We start from the raw sequence: 18,334 nt of genomic DNA, 5'->3' as shown, positions 1-18,334 counted from the left end.
ATTATTGTCTGACTTATTTCGCGCAGAAAGGCGCGCCTTTTTTAACTCAAATCAGGTAATTTCGCGGCAGCGTTTTTCTCTATTCCGATAAGCGGCATGAGATTATCCACCGCGGAGGCGTAATTAATCGCCGCGCTCCAGCCATCGTATTCAGCCATTATTTTCGCTGAGGTGGCAGACCAGACATCCTGCTCCACGCTGAGCAGATCGTTAATGCTGCGCTTGCTCAGGGTATATTCATTTTTGTAGACGTCGCGGGCGCGCAACGCATTTTCCAGCTGACGTTTTCCGGCCTCCATACGTCCTTGCGCCCCGGTCCAGTCGGCCTGTGCGACGGAGGCTTTTTGCAGGACATCAAAACGGGCCTGATCGACCTGAGACGATGCCATTGCCCTTGCGCCCTCGGCCTGACGGACGCGCGCCGAGACCGCGCCGCCCTGATAAAGCGGTGCATCAATATTGAGCTGGATCTGATCATCCCAGTACGCGCGATTATCAGACTCGTACCGGGTGCGGCCCCCTTTCAGGCTTAAGGTTGGCCAGTGCTGTGACTTCGCGGTTTCTACGCCGTACTGGGCTGAACGCTCCATGTTCTGCGCGGCCATCACCGTTGGGATCAGTGAATAATCAATTCGATTGAGAGAATCCGACTCCACGGCCAGACCTCCCGGAACCGGTGAATAGCGTTCAGCCTGTATGCCAGTTAATACCGCCAGCCGCGCGCGGGCGCTGTTCAGTGACGCATTGTACTGCTCTACCGTCGCCTGCATTCCGGCAATACGGGTGCGGGTCTGAAGCTCATCAGAGGTGGAGCTTACGCCTGCATCGGCGCGGAGTTTTGCCAGCTGCTCAACGTATTTAAGCGCCTGCACGTTCTCTGTTGCCGCCTGTAGCAGATCGCTGTAGCGTTTCACTTCCACATAGCTGAGGGCCGTTTTTTCCGCGACGGCAGACATCGTGCTCATCAGCTGGTAGCGATAGCTGTCACGCTGAGCTGAAGACTGGCTGATGCTGTTATTGGTCTTGCCAAAATCGTACACAAGCTGCGTCAGGCTCAGCCCCCAGGCTGCGGAATTTCGCAACGAGCCGCTCGAATCGGTGGTCTGGCTGTGACCCGTACTCCCGTTCAGGGCTATTTGTGGCATCCAGCCACTACGCGCTTCGTCTATTTGTGCCTGGCCAATCCCCAGCTGTGCAGCCTGCTGACTCACCGACGGGTCGCGGTCAAGAGCGAAAAGAATACTTTCTTTCATCGTCATTGCCGCAACGGGAGATATTCCTACCAGACCGTTAGTTGCATGAGCCGCTGTCACCACCAGTGAAATTAAGGTCAGGGAAGCAGATAATCTGAGCATCCTGTTATTGCATTTCATCTTTATAATACCCCCGGACTTCAGGTGATGGCTAAATAATTACCAGGAAGAGGTACAAATAATTCACCCTATTTGCCCCACTCCTGTTTGATAAATTCCGCCAATAGTCGACCACACCCATTTCAATTGAGATGAGAGCCGTTCAATCTCTTTTTTTCTTTTAAGAATTTACTTAAATATTTATTGATTCGCAGCATAACAAAATGTGATATGAGCGACCACATCCGTAATGTTAATGTGGTGTTACAAATAAGAAAAAAGATGGGGTTTCTGGACAAATGGCTATTAGATGCGTTTACGCTGAATCATATAAACCCTCTGTAATTTAAGGAAAATTCTGAAACACCTTGATGTACATTTTTGCGTTTATTTCATCTCGAATCAGACACAAAGATTTTCAAAGAACTGTCAATTTAAGTCATTCGCTGATTAATATTAAATTATTTTACTTTAAAAAGAATATCTAATAGATATAAGCACCAATTTATATTTATAATCTGGTTTTATATTCTTATTCGAACTCCTTATTCGGTAGCTTTAACCAAATTTCTATGTAAAACATAGCGTTAACATCAGGTCTAAACGATACATACATGTTTTTGATGACTGATTAATGCTAATTCAATATTCACCTTATCAAACTGTTTTTGGACAACATCCCCCTCCTGTTACGATTCCCTTTCCTGTAAAATGCTGTAAACTGCATAGTATTGCGACATTTTGCAGGATACTGCACCCATGCATAAAACCGCCAGACAGAAATATGTACTTGAAATTATTACTGAACAAGGCCAGGCCAGCATCACTGAGCTGGCAGAAAAGTTGCAGGTTTCGGCGGATACCATCCGTCGCGATCTGACCGATCTGGAAAAACAGGGACTGGCACAAAAAAACCATGGCGGCGCCATCGCGCTGAATCTCTCGACGATGAACCGAGTTAGCAGGAATACCTTACTGCCTGAAATCAAGCAGCGGCTGGGTAAACAGGTTGCGCAGTGCGTACCTGCGGGCTCGACGCTTTTTCTGGACGCCGGAAGCACACTTCTGGCCGTTGCCTCTTTCCTGCAGGGACCGCTGACCATCATCACCCCTTCTCTTGATATCGCCCAGCAGGTTAGCGATCGGGAAGATGTCGATCTGATCCTGCTTGGTGGAAAGTGGGATCAGAAACAGCGCCTGTTTGCCGGAAGCGCCACCCTTTCGCTGCTCTCTCGCTACCGGGCGGATATCGCCATCCTTGGCGCATGCGCCATTCATGCCGAGCTCGGATTGAGCGCCAGTCAGGAGGCGGATGCCGAGGTGAAGCGTGCCATGCTGGCCGCAAGCCAGGCGCACTGGGTAGTCGCCGACCATCTTAAACTCAACCAGTGCGAACCTTATCTGGTTTCAGGGTTATCCCAGATTCATCAACTGTTTTTAGATCGTCCCTGGGCAGAGCTCGGGGACCATAGCGCCGTGCAGGTTACCGTTTGCGCGCATTAACGTGGAGAAGGTCATGAATAAAGTGAAGACAATGAATATTGCGCTGATCGGGTATGGTTTTGTGGGTAAGACGTTTCATGCCCCGCTGATCCAGTCCGTCGACGGCCTGAAGCTGGCGGTGGTCTCATCCCGGGATGAAGAAAAGGTCAAACGCGATCTGCCGGACGTCCTCGTTGTTGCCACCCCTGAAGAGGCTATTCAGCACCCGGATATCGACCTGGTGGTTATCGCCTCCCCTAACGCGACCCATGCGCCGCTGGCCACCCTGGCGCTCAACGCCGGCAAGCACGTAGTGGTGGATAAGCCATTTACGCTGGATATGCAGGAAGCGCGAGATCTGATTGCGCTTGCGCAAGAAAAACAGCGCCTGCTCTCTGTCTTCCATAACCGCCGCTGGGACAGCGATTTTCTCGGCATTAAGCAGGTGATTGAGCAAGGCAGTATCGGCAAGGTAAAACACTTTGAATCGCATATCGATCGTTTCCGCCCGGAGGTTCGCGTGCGCTGGAGAGAGCAAAATGTTCCCGGCAGTGGCCTGTGGTTCGACTTAGGCCCGCACATGATTGACCAGACGCTACAGCTTTTTGGTCTGCCGCTGTCGGTACAGGGCAACATCGCCACCCTGCGTGACGGTGCGGAAATTAACGACTGGGCGCACGTGGTGCTGAACTATCCTGAACACAAAGTGGTCCTCCATTGCAGCATGCTGGTGGCAGGCGGCGTTGCCCGCTTTACCGTCCACGGCGATAATGCCAGCGTGGTGAAAGCGCGCATCGATCAGCAGGAAGCCCAGCTTCTGGCAGGCGTCATTCCGGGTAGCGAAAGCTGGGGTGAGGACAGCGACGCTATGGTGCTGTTTAATGCCCAGGGTGAAGCCAGCGCTATCCCTGCGCCAAAAGGCGACCAGCGGCAGTACTATATAAACGTGCGCGATGCCCTGAACGGCAAGATTGACAATCCGGTCCATCCGGTGGAAGCCCTGGCGGTGATGGCGGTGCTGGAAGCGGCGGTAAAATCTTCAGAAACGGGTACAACTCAGGAACTGGACTTAACGGCGCAGGAGCGCGCGCAACTGCAATAAGCCGCAAAAAAAATGCCCTGCGGGTTGGCAGGGCATTATCGGTCACTGACGCTTTTTCGGCATCATGCGCAGCAGCGTATTGTCTTTCCAGAAATAGTGATGCATCAGCGCGGCAAAGGCGTGCAAACCAATCACAAAATACCCCAGATTCGCCAGCGTTACGTGCCACGCTTTTAGCGTATCCACCAGGTCAAAATTCCCCTCCGCCGCATGCGGCATCGTCAGGCCAAACGCAAACCAGTCATTTCCCCGGTTATACATCATCACCATGCCGATCAGCGGCAGCGCAATAAACAGCAGGTAGATAACCAGATGCCCCAGATGGGACAGCCCGGTGATCATCGCTTTTGGTTTCGGTTGAATGGGCGGAGCCGGGAATTTCAGGCGGATAAACAGGCGCGCCACCATCAGCACCAGGATGCTGATCCCGCAGGAAACGTGGATCATATTAATAAGCGGACGATCGGTTCGCGGGAACCAGCCTCTGAATTCCATGGCGCAATAGGCCATAATCACTAACAGAAAAACCAGCCAGTGAATGCTGATTTGCAGACCCGTATATTTTGTGCGCATGTTGTTTCCCGATAAATAACAGTTATCGCGCCAACATAACCACCTTTCCTGAAAATGTGAACCCCCTTTTACGGAGGGCCGAGTATTCCCAGTTATTTGAAATCAGAAGCATTAACGTGCCTTCAGAATAACGGAGGGATTACAGCGATGCCCAGGTCCGGCTGTAAATCGCTGAGGCGTTTGCCTTCCGGCCGGGGCGAGGCGCAGGGATGCGCCGAGAGGGCGGGCTTTACAGGGATGTTACCTCCGCCCGTCCCCGATAAGCCGGAAGGAATAAGCCGAAGGGACCGCGAAGCGGCGATTTACCGCCGGGAGCCAGGGTGGTGGCGACTGAGCCACCCTGGCACGTTCACCGGTCATTTTGTTACAGAGTAGCAAGGAACCTAAAGTGAACGGAATGACCACCAGAGCCGTATGTTCCCCTCACCCTAACCCTCTCCCCAAAGGGGCGAGGGAACTGCTCAGTGCACACATTATCTCGCATGGAGGGGGCTCCTGATTACGACTGTAAATAGACTACCTGCGTCTGCAAATACTCATTCAGACCGTGTTTGCCATCCGCCCCGCCGATCCCGGATTTCCGCCAGCCCGCATGGAAGCCCTGCATCGCTTCAAAGTTTTCACGGTTAATGTAGGTCTCGCCGAACTTAAGCCCTTTAATTGCTTTCATGGCGACATTCAGATCCTGCGTATATACAGACGAGGTTAAACCGTAGTCGCTGTCGTTGGCCATTTTCAGGGCCTCTTCCAGGGTGTCGAAAGCCACCACCGGCAGCACCGGGCCAAAGGTCTCTTCGTGCATGATGGCCATGTCCTGATGTACGTCAAGCAGCAGCGTTGGGGGATAAAAATACCCTTTGCCCTCTGCCGCTTTACCGCCAAGGACCACTTTAGCCCCTTCCTGCACCGCGCGCGCCACCTTCTGCTCCACACGCTCCAGCGCGGCGGCGTTGATCAGCGGCCCCATGGCAATATCCGTTCGCTCAGCCGGATTGCCAAACTGGACGGCTTTCATTGCCTCGCCCAGACGATTCACAAAGCGGTCGTAGATCCCCTTCTGAACATAGACACGTTCCGCGCAGTTACACACCTGTCCGGTATTGATGACGCGTGAATCCACAATGGCCTTCACGGCCAGCTCGAGGTCGGCATCGTCCATCACGATGGCCGGGGCTTTACCACCCAGCTCCAGCCCCACTTTGGTGATGTTTTTCGCAGCCGCAGCCATGATCTTTTCACCCGCCCCGACGCTGCCGGTCATGCTGACCATCGCCACTTTCGGGTTCCCGGCCAGCTCCTGTCCGACGGTTTCACCGCGGCCCAGCACCAGATTGAAGACGCCTTTCGGCAGGCCAATCTCGTCGACGATTTTGGCAAACGCAATGGCGTTGTTTGGGGTAAATTCGCTCGGTTTGATAACGATGGTGTTGCCGGTGATTAGCGCAGGAGCGAGCTTACGGGCAATCAGGAAGAAGGGAAAGTTCCACGGCAGAATGCCGGTGGTGACGCCAAGGGCGCGCTTAAACACCAGAATATTCTCGCCCGGACGGTCGCTCTGAATGATTTCCCCTTCATAACGGCGCGCCCACTCGGCCATATAGTCGATATAGTCAGCGGTAAAGTTAACCTCCACTTCCGCCAGCTGCTGGATCTTGCCCCCTTCGGCCACAATCAGCGCGCTGATTTCGCTGACGCGCTCGCGGATCCCGGCGGAAATTTTGCGTAGCCAGCTGGCGCGTTCAATGGCAGGCAGCGCCTCCCAGCCAGCCTGCGCGCGCTCTGCCGCGTCAATGGCCTTGCGGGCGTCCTCGGCGGTGCCGTCGGGAATACGGGAAATGACCTCTTCCGTGGCCGGATTGATCACGTCAATCCAGGCATCACCCTGCCAGGCAACAAACTGTCCATCAATATACATAGGATGTTGTACGGGTACTGTCATAACCTGCTCCTGTAATCACACTGTTTTTAACAAGTAAACTTAATGTTAAAAACTATAATTACCGGGGCAATTGCCTACTCTATGAGTCTGTTTTTGTGAGATATCTCATAAAAGAAACGGGTCAGCCCGTTTCAAAAATCACAAATCGGCAACAAAGGCTGCCCGTTTGCGTAAAAGATGGCGCAAACGGGCAAGAGCATTACAGCAGAGAACGGCTCACCAGCGCGTCGGTGAGAATGACGTCGTTTCGCAGGATCTGCCACGCGGCGTCCACGTCGGCAGGGATATCGACATGGGCAATGAAATCACGTCCCGCCGGACCGTAGCCGTTGATGTCGTCCCTGAGTCGCGGAAATTCACCCAGCACCAGCGACAGGTAACGTTCTACCGGCCATAACCCCTCGACCGGGCCGCTGAACGCCAGACCGTCGTCACTGTTTTGCAGCACGGGCGTCAGGCCGGGATGACTCATCCATGCGGGCGATGCAGCCTCGTCGCGGCAAACGCGGGCAAACGTAGCCATTGTGCGACGCTGCATCGTCGGGTCCTGCACTACCAGCACCCGGGCGGCGTTCAGTCCGGACTGTTTCATCAACGCCCGGCTGAAGCGGGCGTTTTCGCCACAGTTGGTCGACTGATCCTCAACGTGAAGATGCTCAGCCGGAATGTTCCAGAATTCACGGGCGATGTCGGCCAGAATAGCCGCCTCAGCCCGCCCGGTGGTGGGTATCCTGTTATAGCGGGGGTGCTTAGCAATCGCGGCGTAGAGGAAGGTCGTCGAGTGACCGATCCCGCCGCTGATGATCAGAGGAACCCCCTGTTCAGCCGCGATTTTACAGGCAGCATCAATCGCGGGTATCACCGCGTTACCCGCCAGAATCACCAGATCAACGGGCTGGTTGTCCTGATAGTCGTCCTGAGCAAGCCACGCCCCAACGGTATTCACGGCGTCGAGGGTTGTGCCAGGCAGACAGGGGAAAAGTGCCATTGTCATCGTTACCTCCTTACAGCATTAATCTTTAGAGTACTTCACACAACGGGGTTGAAAAGGAGATCACTCTGAAAGCCGAGGTGCTCATTACGCTGCATATTTGTCATTTTGATGAAATAACCAGAAACATCCAAAAACAATTGGGTTGCACCCTGGGTTTGTGCTTTTGATTATCTGCCCTTCAACACATCCTGCCACAACAGCGTGCTGAAAAAGCACCAGTTGCTGCTTAATCCATCGTGATCTGACCCGTTTTAGTTCTGGCTGACTTGCCAAACGTAACATCCAACCCTAAGTTGCTTAACAATTTCACAACCATTACACACCGACAGGTTGCACCTGAAGCGCGCCAGGTAACACCTCTATTATCATCCACGTGGCGGAGTTTTGAGTCATGACACAACATGAGAGCACGACAACGGTATTGCGGAAAAACAAAAAGGTATTAATTGCCAGTCTTACGGGAAGTTCTATTGAATGGTTTGATTATTTTCTCTATGGCACCGCTGCCGCGCTGGTGTTTAACAAGATTTTCTTTCCGATGGTCGACCCGGTAATCGGGCTGATCCTCTCCTATCTCTCCTTCTCGTTGACCTTCTTTATTCGCCCCATTGGCGGCGTTCTCTTTGCACATATCGGGGATCGTATCGGTCGCAAAAAAACGCTTGTCCTCACCCTTTCATTGATGGGAGGTGCAACCGTGATGATTGGCCTGCTGCCCACCTACGACATGATCGGGATGTGGGCGCCCGCGTTGCTGATCCTGATGCGTATTATTCAGGGGATGGGTATCGGCGGTGAATGGGGTGGCGCGCTGCTGCTGGCTTACGAGTATGCGCCAGAAAAACGCAAAGGCTTCTTCGGCAGTATTCCGCAGGCGGGCGTTACCATCGGCATGTTGATGGCGACATTTATCGTCTCGCTAATGACGCTGTTCAGCGAAGAGGATTTTCTCTCCTGGGGCTGGCGCATTCCGTTCCTGCTCAGTTCCGTGCTGGTAATATTGGGGCTTTGGATTCGGAAAGATATTGACGAAACGCCTGATTTCCAGAAAGTGAAAAAATCCGGCCAGGTTGCGAAAGCTCCGCTGCGCGACACCATAAAACACCACTGGCGTGAAGTGCTAATTGCCGCCGGGCTTAAGGTTGTGGAGACAGCACCGTTCTATATTTTCTCCACGTTTGTGGTGAGCTACGCCACTACCACCCTGACCTATCAGAAATCCCAGGCGCTGGAGGCAGTAACTCTTGGCGCACTGGTCGCCACTATCATGATCCCGCTGATGGGGCTGCTCTCCGACAGGGTTGGCCGCCAGCGTATGTACGCCGTCAGTGTCTTCGTGCTCGGCCTGTTTATCGTGCCCTGGTTTATGCTGCTGAATACCGGTACCACCTGGGGAATTGTGCTCGCGACCGTTATCGCTTTTGGCGTACTGTGGGCACCGGTGACGGCAGTTCTCGGCACGCTCTGCTCTGAAATTTTCAGTGCCAACGTTCGCTACACCGGTATCACGCTGGGTTATCAACTTGGGGCCGCGCTGGCGGGCGGAACGGCACCGCTAATCGCTACCGGACTGCTGGCGAAATACGACGGCGACTGGGTACCCGTGGCCTGGTATCTGGGCGTGACGGTCTCTATCTCCCTCATTGCAATTTTTTGTGCCAGCCGCATCAACCGTGAACGCCACCTTCAGGCGCAGCCGGAACAGCGATAATATTATTGCGGCTCCGTTCGCGAGCCGCACTTTTTCTTCATCATTCCCTCTACATTTGATTAACATACAATATTCGTATTCACTTGAATTATGATTTGCGTCAGCCGTAGAATCATTAGCCCGCTCACAATTCAACATTTTGAAAGGTAAACCCCGTTATGCGCCTGCCCCAACGCGATCCTTATGCTCCTCGCGAGTGGCAGCCACACGAGAAACCCGCTCTGCTGGGTTCCCCTTCCACCCCGGAACATCCGACGTCGAAACGGATCGCCTATGGCGTGGTCGGCCTGCTGGTGTGTCTGACCGGGGCGCTGGGTAACGCGGTCGTCACCGCCAATCTGCAAAATCTGCAAGGCACCTTCGGCGCCTGGTCGACTGAAATCGCCTGGCTGCCTGCCGTCTATGTCATGACCAACGTCTCCATCAACCTGCTGCTGGTAAAATTTCGCCAGCAGTACGGTTTGCGCGCGTTTACGGAAGGCTTCCTGGTGCTGTATGTGCTGGTCACCTTTTTCCACCTGTTTGTGAACGATCTCAGCTCGGCGCTGATGGTACGGGCGGCACACGGGATGGTCGCCGCCGCGCTCAGCTCGCTCGGCATTTATTACCAGATACAGGCCTGGCCCGCGAAGCACCGACTGAAGGCGCTGACCATCGGCATTACCGGTTCGTCGCTGGCGATACCGCTGGCGCGGCTGTTCTCCACCGAGCTGTTGCAGCTTGATGAGTGGCGTGGGCTGTACTTCTTCGAGCTGGGTTTGGCCCTGATCTCACTGGCCTGCGTGATGGTGCTGAAACTGCCCCCGGGCGATCGACGCAAAGTTTTCGAGAAGAAAGATTTCATCACCTTCTTTTTGCTTGCGCCCGGTATGGCGCTGTTGTGCGCGGTTCTGTCGCTAGGGCGTCTGGAATGGTGGTTTGAAACACCGTGGATCGGCTGGGCGTTGGCTCTCTCGCTGGTGCTAATTGTCTGTGCAATCGTTTTTGAACATAACCGCAGCAACCCGCTGCTCAATACCCGCTGGCTGTCCAGCGGCAGCATCGTACGCCTGGGTTTGATTATGCTGCTGATCCGCATCGTACTGGCGGAACAGAACACCGGCGTCATCGGCTGGCTGCAATATGCGGGCCTACAGAATGAACAGATGACCCATCTGGCGTGGTCTATTTTCGCCGGAATCGTCTGCGGTATCGTCACCAGCTGTCTGACGATCAAACCCACTAAGCTGGCCTGGCCGATTATCACCTCGCTGGCGCTGATGATTGTTGCTTCGCTGCTGGACAGCCAGTCCAACAACCTGACCCGGCCGGATCAGCTGATGTTCAGCCAGTTCCTGCTTGGTTTCGGCAGCGCTTTCTTCCTCGCCCCTGCGATGCTGGCCGCCATTGGCGGGGTGATCGCCGAACCACGCAATCTGGTCAGCTTTTCCGTAATGTTTGGCATGAGTCAGAACCTTGGTGGCCTGCTGGGTTCTGCAATCCTTGGTACCTTCCAGACCTGGCGCGAGAAGTACCATTCCAGCCTGCTGGCTGACCAGCTCACCACCCTCAACCCGCTGGTGAACGAACGCATTCAGCTTTACACCCAGATGTATAAAAGCCTGGTTGGCGACAGTTCCCTGTTGGGAACCCAGGCCATTATTCAGCTTCAGACGGTGACGACGCTTGAGGCAAACATTCTGGCTTACAACGATACTTATCTCCTGACGGCGAGCATTGCCACAGCCACGCTGGTCTGGATTTTATGGCGCTTGCTGCGCCTGCGCATCACCGCCCGTATGGCCCTTAAGAACGCCACTGGCAATAAGTAATGACTATTTTTCAGGAGAAGTTATGAGTCAGCAGGATGCCGCCAAAGAGCAGGCCAACACCCGCAAAAATGTACGCGTCGTTTCCATTTTCACCGCCGCGGCTATCGGCATTGTCGGGGTGCTGGTGATCCTTTATGCCTGGCAGTTGCCCCCGTTCACGCGTCATACCCAGTTTACTGATAACGCCTACGTGCGCGGCCAGACCACGTTCATCAGTCCGCAAGTCAACGGCTACATTACTGAGGTCCATGTTCAGGATTTTGTCCAGGTTAAAAAAGGCGACCTGCTGTTGCAGATTGATGACCGGATCTATCGCCAGCGCGTCCATCAGGCCGAGGCGCAGCTGGCAATGAAAATTGCTGCGCTGAACAACAACCTGCAACAGCGTAAAAGCGCGGAAGCGGTGATTGCCAAAAACGAAGCGGCACTGAAAAACGCCCGTGCCCAAAGTCTGAAAACCCAGGCGGATCTGAAACGCGTGAAGGATCTGACCGCAGACGGCTCCCTGTCCATTCGCGAGCGCGATGCGGCGCTGGCCAGTGCCGCCCAGGGGAGCGCCGATATCGACCAGGCGAAAGCAACGCTTGAGATGTCGCGCCAGGATCTACAAACGGTTATCGTCAATCGCGCTTCGCTGGAAGCGGACGTTGAAAATGCGAAAGCCGCGCTGGAGCTTGCGCAGATCGATCTGCAAAACACCCGCATTGTCGCGCCGCGTGACGGTCAGCTCGGGCAGATTGCGGTGCGTCTGGGAGCGTACGTCACCGCCGGGACGCACCTTACCACGCTGGTCCCGCCGCAGCACTGGGTGATCGCCAATATCAAAGAGACGCAGCTGGCGAATTTACGCGTCGGACAGCCAGTGAAATTCACCGTCGATGCGTTAAACGATAAAGCCTATCAGGGCCGCGTGGAGAGCATATCCCCGGCCACAGGCGTCGAGTTCAGCGCTATAACCCCGGATAACGCCACGGGCAACTTTGTTAAAATCGCCCAGCGCATCCCGGTACGCATTGAGGTACTCGGTGAGCCGGAGGCGTACCGGCTGCTGCGACCTGGCATGTCGGTGCAGGTCACCATCGACACGCGGGAGGCGAAACAATGACGCTTCGCCCGATAGCCGGCCTGCTGATGATGGCTATCCTTGCGGGTTGCCAGTCGGTTGACGTTGAGCCCGCCACATCGTCCCTGCACATCCCGGCCCAGTGGCGCGCGACGTCGGGGCCAACCAGCCCGACAGAACAGCTCTGGTGGCGCAATTTCCACGACAGCAATCTGAACCGCTATGTGGATCAGGCGCTGAAGAACAACAGCGACGTGCTGATTGCCCGCGAGCGGATTAACGAGTATCAGGCCCGGGTGTACGCTGCCGACGGCAGCCTGTTCCCGTCGCTTGACGCGGGCGTGACCGGGACGCGCGCGCGCTCGCAGTCCGCCGCAACAGGCCTTCCGGTATACGGTACGTTGTACAAAGGCAGCCTGACCGCCAGCTACGACGTGGATATCTGGGGGGTAAACCGCAGCACCTCCCGTGCCGCCGAAGCGTCGCTGGAGGCACAAAAGGCGGCGGCCGCGGCGGCAGATCTCACGGTCGCATCGTCGGTGGCCTCCGGGTACGTCACTCTCCTGTCGCTGGATGAACAGCTTCGCGTTACCCAGTCCACGCTGAAATCGCGTGAAGAGGCGTTCAATCTTGCTAAACGACAGTTTGAGACGGGATACAGCTCTCGCCTTGAGCTGATGCAATCGGATTCTGAGCTGCGCGCCACCCGCGCTCAGGTTCCACTGCTTCAGCACCAGATTGCGCAGCAGGAGAATGCGCTCAGCCTGCTGCTGGGCAGCAACCCGGGTGACGTTGCGCGCGGTGAAAGCTTTGATGCCTTGACGCCGCTGAAACTGCCCTCCCAGTTGCCGTCGACGTTACTGAACCGACGTCCGGATATCGTCCAGGCTGAACGTCAGCTGATTGCGGCGGACGCGACGCTGGCGGCATCGCGCGCCAGCCTGCTGCCGTCGATCAACCTCACGGCCACAGGATCGGTGCAGGATCGCACGCTGTCGGGATTGCTGGATAACCCCCTCCAGCTCTGGAGCGTGGGCGGCAGTATTCTTGCGCCGCTGCTGAACCGACAGGCGCTGAATGCACAGGTGGATATCTCCCAGTCTCAGCGTAATCAGGCGTTGTACAGCTACGAAAAAACCGTACGTAATGCGTTTGCCGAGGTGAATGACAGCCTTGATGCCATCACCCGTTATCAGGAACAGCTTACCGAGCTGCTGGCTCAGCAGGCGGTCGCGCAGGAGACGCTGCGGATAGCGCAAAACCGCTACCGCAACGGGTACTCTTCTTATCTGGATGTGCTCGATGCACAGCGCACGCTGTTCTCGGTGCAGACCAGCGTGGTACAGGTGAAAAACAACCTGCTGCTGGCGCAAATTGATTTGTATAAAGCGCTGGGCGGCGGTTGGGTCAGTGCGTGAAAACATGCCGGGTGGCGGCTACGCCTTACCCGGCCTACATTTCGCCTCTGGCGATACCCCCAAGGAGTCAATCTATGCAACAGCAGTGGTGTTCAGTAGATAATTACATGATTTCGTCGCTTATTCCTGAAGATGAAGTTCTCCAGAACGTCCTTGAAAACAACAAACGCGCCGGTTTACCCGAGCACGACGTTGCCGCAAATCAGGGGCAACTGCTGGCGCTGTTTGTCCGCATGACGCAGGCCCGCCGCATTCTGGAGATCGGTACGCTTGGTGCATATAGCTCAATCTGGATGGCGCGCGCCCTGCCGCCGGATGGAAAGTTGATTACGCTTGAAGCGGACCCGAAACATGCCGCTGTTGCACGCCAGAACATTCACCTTGCGGGACTCAGCGATCGTATCGAACTGATTACAGGCCCGGCGCTAAAGTCGCTCGAGAATTTCGGTGACGTCCCGCCCTTTGACCTGATCTTTATTGATGCCGATAAGCCAAACAATCCCGGCTACCTGGAGTGGGCGCTGCACTACTCCCGTCCCGGCACGGTCATAATCGGCGATAACGTGGTGCGCGACGGCGAGGTGGTTAACGGGCAAAGCGACGATGCACGCGTGCAGGGGGTACGGAAGTTTATCGAGATGACTGGAGATAACCCACGCTTAACCGCCACCGCGCTGCAAACGGTGGGCGTTAAGGGGTGGGATGGGTTTACGCTAGCGATGGTGGAACGATAAAAAAGCCGGGTGGCGGCTACGCCTTACCCGGCCTACATGTTCTCCCGTAGGCCCGGTAAGCGTAGCGCCACCGGGCAATGGTTTTAGCCGGAGATCTGCTCCATCGCCTGCAAGATACGCTTATCCGAAATGGGATACGGCGTACCGAGCTGCTGGGCGAAGAAGCTGACGCGCAGTTCTTCGATCATCCAGCGGATCTCCCGCACGTCGTCGTCATCGCGACGCGCCGGCGGCAGTTTGTTGAGCCACTGCTGCCACGCCTGCTGCACGTTTTCGACTTTCAGCATCTGCGCTCGATCGCGATGCGGATCGACCGCCATTTTCTCCAGACGCTTCTCAATCGCCTGCAAATAACGCAGCGTATCACCCAGACGCTTAAAGCCGTTGCCGGTGACAAAGCCGCGATACACCAGCCCCGCCATCTGCGCCTTCACGTCCGACAGACCCAGGGCCATGGTCATATCCACCCGCCCCTTCAGGCGCTTGTTGATATTGAACACGGCGGTGAGGATCTGCTCGACCTGTTTCGCAATCTCTACCACGGTATCGTTCAGCTCCGCGCGCACCTTTTCATGAAGCTGAGCAAAGCCCTCTTCCGTCCAGACCGGACCGCCCGCCTCGTGGATCAGTTTGTCCACACCGCAGGAGATACAGTCGTCGATCAGATCCAGCACCTTACCGTACGGGTTAAAGTAGAGCCCCAGCTTGGCTTTGTTCGGCAGCTTCTCGTGCAGATACTTAATCGGCGACGGGATGTTAAGCAGCAGCAGGCGACGCAGCCCGCGCCACATCATCTGCTGTTGCTCCTGCGGATTGTCAAAGAGCTTAATCGCCACACTGTCGCGCTCATCCACCAGCGCTGGCCAGGCTTTCACCTTGTAGTTCCCGCGCTTCTGCTCATAGCTTTCCGGAAGCTGACCAAAGCTCCAGATGTGCAGCCCGCTCTGCTCAATACCGTCATCGGCCACCGCAGAGAGCGTCTCCTGGACTTTACCTTTCAGCGCTTCTTTCAGCTCCGTCAGAGAACGGCCTTCGAGCAGCTTTTTGTTTTTATCGTCCACTACGCGGAATGTGATTTTCAGGTGATCGGGCACCTGATCCCAGTTCCAGTCGTCGCGGTCAATGGTGGTCCCGGTCATGCGTCGGAACTCACGCTCCAGTGCGTCCAGCAGCGGCAGTTCCAGCGGCGTGACGCGGCCTAAAAACGCTTCGGCGTAGTTCGGCGCCGGTACAAAGTTACGCCGCACTGGTTTAGGCAGGGATTTGATTAATGCAATGACCAGTTCGCGGCGCAGGCCGGGAATTTGCCACTCAAACCCGCTCTCATCCACCTGGTTTAACAGCGGCAGCGGAATGTGCACCGTCACGCCATCGGCATCCGCGCCCGGCTCAAACTGATAGGTCAGACGCAGCTTGAGGTTGCCCTGATGCCAGAAGTTCGGGTAGTCGAGCTTGCTGACCGACTCCGCGCCCTCTTTGATCAGCATGCTCTTTTCAAAGTTGAGCAGGTCCGGGGTCTCTTTGCTGGCTTTCTTCCACCAGCTGTCGAAATGGCGCGCCGAGATCACATCGTGGCTGATGCGCTGGTCGTAAAACTCAAACAGCGTCTCGTCGTCCACCAGAATGTCGCGGCGGCGGGACTTGTGCTCAAGCTCTTCCACCTCGGCGCGCAGCTTGAGGTTTTCGCGGAAGAACGCATGGCGCGTCTGCCAGTCGCCTTCCACCAGCGCATGGCGGATAAACAGCTCGCGACTCAGCGCCGGGTCAATCTGGCTGTAATTAACCTTACGCGCTGCAACCACCGGCAGGCCGTAAACGGTGACTTTTTCCGTCGCCATCACCGCGCCCTGCCCGCGCTCCCAGTGCGGCTCGCTGTATGAGCGTTTCAGCAGGTGCTGCGCCACCGGCTCAACCCACTCTGGATCGATACGCGCGGCGATACGCCCCCACAGACGGCTGGTTTCCACCAGCTCGGCGACCATGGTCCACTTCGGCGGCTTCTTGAACAAACCGGAGCCCGGGAAGATGGAGAAACGCGCGTTGCGTGCGCCGGTAAATTCCTGTTTATCCGCATCCTTCATCCCGATATGAGACAGCAGGCCGGTCAGCAGGGCGATATGAATTTCGCGGTACTCTGCCGGTTCACTGTTCACCGGGATGCCCAGCTCTTTCACCACCTGGCGCAGTTGGGTGTAGATATCCTGCCACTCGCGTACGCGCAGGTAGTTGAGGAAATCCACCCGGCACTTACGGCGGAACTGATTCGAAGAGAGCGCTTTTTGCTGCTCGCCGAGGTAGTTCCACAGGTTGACGAATGCGAGGAAATCGGACTCTTTATCGTGGAAGCGACGGTGTTTTTCATCCGACGCCTGCTGTTTGTCCATCGGACGCTCGCGCGGATCCTGAATGGAGAGCGCCGAGGTGATGATCATCGCCTCGCGCACGCAGCCGTGTTTTTGCGCCTCCAGCACCATGCGCGCCAGACGCGGGTCGACCGGCAACTGGCTAAGCTGGCGGCCCAACGGCGTTAGCTTGTAGGCCGTCGCCTGCTCGTCGGTAGTAATGGCCCCCAGCTCTTCCAGCAGCCGCACCCCGTCCTGAATATTGCGCTTATCCGGCGCTTCCACAAACGGGAAGGCGGCGATATCGCCCAGCCCCAGCGCGGTCATTTGCAGGATAACGGATGCCAGGTTGGTTCGCAGGATCTCCGGATCGGTAAACTCCGGGCGCGACAGGAAATCGTCTTCCGAATAGAGACGAATACAGATCCCTTCCGACACGCGGCCGCAGCGGCCCTTACGCTGATTAGCTGACGCCTGCGAAACCGGCTCGATCGGCAGACGCTGAACTTTGGTTCTGTAGCTGTAGCGGCTGATGCGCGCCGTACCCGGGTCGATCACGTATTTAATGCCCGGTACGGTCAGCGAGGTTTCGGCCACGTTGGTCGCCAGCACGATGCGGCGCCCGCTGTGCGGCTGGAACACGCGGTTCTGCTCGCTGTTGGACAGGCGCGCGTACAGCGGCAGGATCTCGGTATGGCGCAGATCGCGCTTGCTGAGCGCATCGGCGGTATCGCGGATCTCACGCTCGCCGCTCATGAAGATCAGAATGTCGCCAGAACTCTCGGTGCCCAGCTCGTCGACGGCATCGAAGATGGCCTGAAGCTGGTCGCGCTCGGTATCGTCCGCCTCTTCAACAATCGGGCGATAGCGCACTTCAACCGGGTAGGTTCGGCCTGAGACTTCAATGATCGGCGCATTGTTGAAATGTTTTGAGAAGCGCTCCGGGTCGATGGTCGCGGAGGTGATGATGATTTTCAGATCCGGACGCCGTGGCAGCAGCTCTTTCAGGTAGCCGAGCAGGAAGTCGATGTTCAGGCTGCGCTCGTGCGCTTCATCGATGATGATGGTGTCGTACTGCATCAGCAGACGATCCTGCTGGATTTCCGCCAGCAGGATACCGTCGGTCATCAGCTTAACCATGGTGTTATCGCTGAGGTGGTCGCTGAATCGCACCTTGTAGCCGATGCAGCCGCCCGGCTCCGTTTGCAGCTCGTCGGCAATACGGTTCGCCACGGTGCGCGCCGCCAGACGACGCGGCTGCGTGTGACCGATCAACCCTTTCACCCCGCGGCCTAATTCCATGCAGATCTTCGGCAGCTGAGTGGTTTTACCTGAACCGGTTTCCCCCGCGACGATCACCACCTGGTGGTCGCGCACGGCCTCAAGAATGTCCTGTTTTTTCTGGCTGACGGGCAGGTTTTCCGGATAGGTAATCTCCGGGCGTGCGGCTTCACGCAGCACAACTTTCCCTGCCGCCTGTTCAATCTCTTTGGCCATCTCCTGGTAAATGGCCTGTTGTGCATCAGGATTTTTAACCTTCTTAACGCCGTGCAGACGGCGCGCAAACCGCTGTTTATCGCGCAGCATCAGCGAATCAAGCTGTTGCATCAGCACCGGGAAGGATAATTTCTGTTGTTCTGTCATAGCGTTAACGGGCAGTGCACTGCCGGATAAAATCTCTTTTTAATGATTGCTATAGAGTACCACATCAGTGCTTTTCGCGCCTTATTCAAAAAATTCGAACATAGGCTTCGATATATTGCGCTATCCCTGTGGCAGGATTGTGAATAAAGTGTCAACAAGCAACGGGGCA

General features: G+C 55.9%; 12 protein-coding genes. 7 read left to right on the top strand and 5 right to left on the bottom strand.

The features are described from left to right. Positions 1–41 precede the first annotated feature (41 nt). Positions 42–1,355, bottom strand: a complete 1,314-nt coding sequence (locus ACOTXC_RS00815; protein WP_421767299.1) for a TolC family outer membrane protein — start codon at positions 1,353–1,355, stop codon at positions 42–44. Between the two features lie 756 nt (positions 1,356–2,111). On the opposite strand from ACOTXC_RS00815, the gene ACOTXC_RS00810 reads away from it, so the two are divergent. Continuing rightward, positions 2,112–2,855 (top strand): DeoR/GlpR family DNA-binding transcription regulator, encoded by a 744-nt coding sequence (locus ACOTXC_RS00810; RefSeq protein WP_023300061.1) that lies wholly within the window; start codon positions 2,112–2,114, stop codon positions 2,853–2,855. A 13-nt stretch (positions 2,856–2,868) separates the two neighbouring features. Further along, positions 2,869–3,936: an oxidoreductase gene (locus ACOTXC_RS00805; RefSeq protein WP_280004665.1), complete on the top strand. Its 1,068-nt coding sequence runs from the start codon at positions 2,869–2,871 to the stop codon at positions 3,934–3,936. Positions 3,937–3,978: 42 nt separating this feature from the next. Here ACOTXC_RS00805 and cybB read toward each other — a convergent pair whose 3' ends face one another. From cybB to ACOTXC_RS00790, 3 genes are all read right to left on the bottom strand, one after another. Beyond that, positions 3,979–4,509: a cytochrome b561 gene (gene cybB, locus ACOTXC_RS00800; RefSeq protein WP_022648059.1), complete on the bottom strand. Its 531-nt coding sequence runs from the start codon at positions 4,507–4,509 to the stop codon at positions 3,979–3,981. 499 nt (positions 4,510–5,008) lie between these two features. Continuing rightward, complete coding sequence (aldA, locus tag ACOTXC_RS00795; protein ID WP_032624297.1) at positions 5,009–6,448, bottom strand: aldehyde dehydrogenase; 1,440 nt, start codon at positions 6,446–6,448, stop codon at positions 5,009–5,011. 199 nt (positions 6,449–6,647) lie between these two features. Continuing rightward, positions 6,648–7,442, bottom strand: a complete 795-nt coding sequence (locus ACOTXC_RS00790; RefSeq protein ID WP_022648057.1) for a YdcF family protein — start codon at positions 7,440–7,442, stop codon at positions 6,648–6,650. 391 nt (positions 7,443–7,833) lie between these two features. On the opposite strand from ACOTXC_RS00790, the gene ACOTXC_RS00785 reads away from it, so the two are divergent. The 5 genes from ACOTXC_RS00785 to ACOTXC_RS00765 all read left to right on the top strand — a co-directional run bounded on the left by ACOTXC_RS00785 (position 7,834) and on the right by ACOTXC_RS00765 (position 14,179). Beyond that, entirely contained in the window at positions 7,834–9,153 is a 1,320-nt protein-coding gene (locus ACOTXC_RS00785) for an MFS transporter (RefSeq protein ID WP_063137718.1), read from the top strand. A gap of 158 nt (positions 9,154–9,311) precedes the next feature. After that, complete coding sequence (locus tag ACOTXC_RS00780; protein WP_023300055.1) at positions 9,312–10,964, top strand: MFS transporter; 1,653 nt, start codon at positions 9,312–9,314, stop codon at positions 10,962–10,964. 22 nt (positions 10,965–10,986) lie between these two features. Beyond that, a complete protein-coding gene (locus tag ACOTXC_RS00775) occupies positions 10,987–12,069 on the top strand; it encodes an HlyD family secretion protein (RefSeq protein ID WP_032624299.1) in 1,083 nt (360 codons plus the stop codon). Then, a complete protein-coding gene (locus ACOTXC_RS00770) occupies positions 12,066–13,445 on the top strand; it encodes an efflux transporter outer membrane subunit (RefSeq protein ID WP_417929589.1) in 1,380 nt (459 codons plus the stop codon). The genes ACOTXC_RS00775 and ACOTXC_RS00770 overlap by 4 nt, the downstream gene beginning before the upstream one ends. A gap of 74 nt (positions 13,446–13,519) precedes the next feature. Further along, on the top strand, positions 13,520–14,179 hold the full coding sequence (locus ACOTXC_RS00765; protein ID WP_023306151.1) for an O-methyltransferase: 660 nt from the start codon (positions 13,520–13,522) through the stop codon (positions 14,177–14,179). 83 nt (positions 14,180–14,262) lie between these two features. Here the strand turns inward: ACOTXC_RS00765 and hrpA are convergent, their stop codons facing one another. After that, on the bottom strand, positions 14,263–18,165 hold the full coding sequence (gene hrpA / locus ACOTXC_RS00760; protein ID WP_421767298.1) for an ATP-dependent RNA helicase HrpA: 3,903 nt from the start codon (positions 18,163–18,165) through the stop codon (positions 14,263–14,265). Positions 18,166–18,334: the final 169 nt, after the last annotated feature.

The organism is Enterobacter cloacae complex sp. IR5428, from assembly GCF_049238585.1.
GTDB lineage: Bacteria > Pseudomonadota > Gammaproteobacteria > Enterobacterales > Enterobacteriaceae > Enterobacter > Enterobacter intestinihominis.
This window is presented reverse-complemented; position numbering and strand designations above follow the sequence as displayed.